Genomic DNA, 1,630 nt, shown 5'->3' with positions numbered 1-1,630 from the left:
TACTTTTTTAATCGGAGCAACCGGCTTTTCACAAACCCGAATACTTCCTGCTGATACGGCAGTGGTTGTACAAGACAAAGTAACCATCAATGGAACTCCTATCAATTATACCGTAACCACCGGTACTCAGCCCGTATGGGATGAAGCCGGCAAACCGATTGCATCGCTGCATTATACCTATTATACGCGCAACGCGGTGCAAAATAAAGAACAACGTCCATTGTTGATTTCCTTTAACGGCGGACCCGGCTCCGGTTCTGTATGGATGCACATGGCTTATACAGGCCCGCGTATTTTGAATATTGACGATGAGGGCTATCCCGTGCAGCCTTATGGGTTTAAAGACAATACGTATTCCATACTGGATGTAGCTGATGTCGTGTATGTCAATCCGGTAAATACAGGTTATTCCAGAATGATTCCGCCAGATGGGGAAGGGGTAGACCGGAAGACATTTTTTGGCATCAATGCAGACATAACGTATCTGGCAGAATGGCTCAACACCTTTGTAACCCGGAACAACCGCTGGCTTTCACCCAAATACCTCATTGGGGAAAGCTATGGGGGTACTAGAGTTGCGGGTTTATCTCTGGAACTACAAAACAGGCAGTGGATGTATCTTAATGGCGTGATTATGGTTTCACCGGCCGATTATAAAATTTTGCGTAGTGACAATCTGGAAGCTCAGGCACTCAGCTTGCCATATTTTGCTGCGACCGCTTGGTATCATAAACAATTGGCGCCTCAATTGCAACAAAAAGACTTGTATGATCTCCTTCCGGAAGTGGAAGAATTTACCATCAATGAGTTGATGCCTGCCATTGCCAAAGGCGGATTTATTGAGGATGCAGAACGCAAAGCGATTGCTCAAAAAATGGCTTTTTATTCCGGTTTGACCGAAAAAGAAATCCTTCAACACAACTTGGTAGTGCCCACAAGTTATTTCTGGAAAGGGTTGTTACGGGATGAGACCGGCAACACGATTGGAAGACTGGATTCACGTTATTTGGGAATGGATCGGCAGGAAGCCGGAATTGCACCTGATTACAGTGCCGAACTTACCTCATGGCTGCATTCTTTTACGCCGGCCATTAATCATTATTTTCAAACCGATTTGAAGTTTAAAACGGATGTGAAATACAACATGTTTGGCAATGTGCGCCCCTGGGATATGGAAAATGACAACACCCGTGACGATTTACGACAGGCGATGGCACAAAACCCGTATTTGAACGTACTCTTTCAAAGCGGTTATTATGACGGAGCCACCACTTATTTTCACGCCAAATACAGTATGGGACAAATGGACCCCGGAGGTAAATTAAAAGACCGACTGGACTTTAAAGGCTACCGTAGCGGACATATGATGTACCTGCGACGCGAAGACCTTAAAAAATCGAATGATGATTTAAGGGAATTTATTTTAAGAACCAGCAAAAAAGGAACCGTGGCGAAGTATTAGTTCTTGAGCGGTGAGAGAATTCGATTTAAGACTAAATGATACCCGCCAACCCGAAAAACCAGTCCACCAGTAAATTAGTAAACTAGTAGACTAGTCAACTAGTCAACTAGTCAACTAGTCAACTAGTAAACCAGTAAACCAGTAAACCAGTAAACCAGTCCACCAGTC

General features: G+C 44.2%; 1 protein-coding gene. It reads left to right on the top strand.

Annotated elements, in window-relative coordinates:
* Positions 1 to 10 precede the first annotated feature (10 nt).
* Positions 11 to 1,462, top strand: a complete 1,452-nt coding sequence (locus AACY61_RS13465) for a carboxypeptidase (protein WP_339612097.1) — start codon at positions 11 to 13, stop codon at positions 1,460 to 1,462.
* The last annotated feature ends 168 nt before the right edge of the window (positions 1,463 to 1,630 follow it).

It is taken from the genome of uncultured Planktosalinus sp. (assembly GCF_963973675.1).
Lineage (GTDB): Bacteria > Bacteroidota > Bacteroidia > Flavobacteriales > Flavobacteriaceae > Planktosalinus.
The sequence above is the reverse complement of the archived record's forward strand: the minus strand, read 5'-3'. Positions and strand labels throughout refer to the sequence as shown.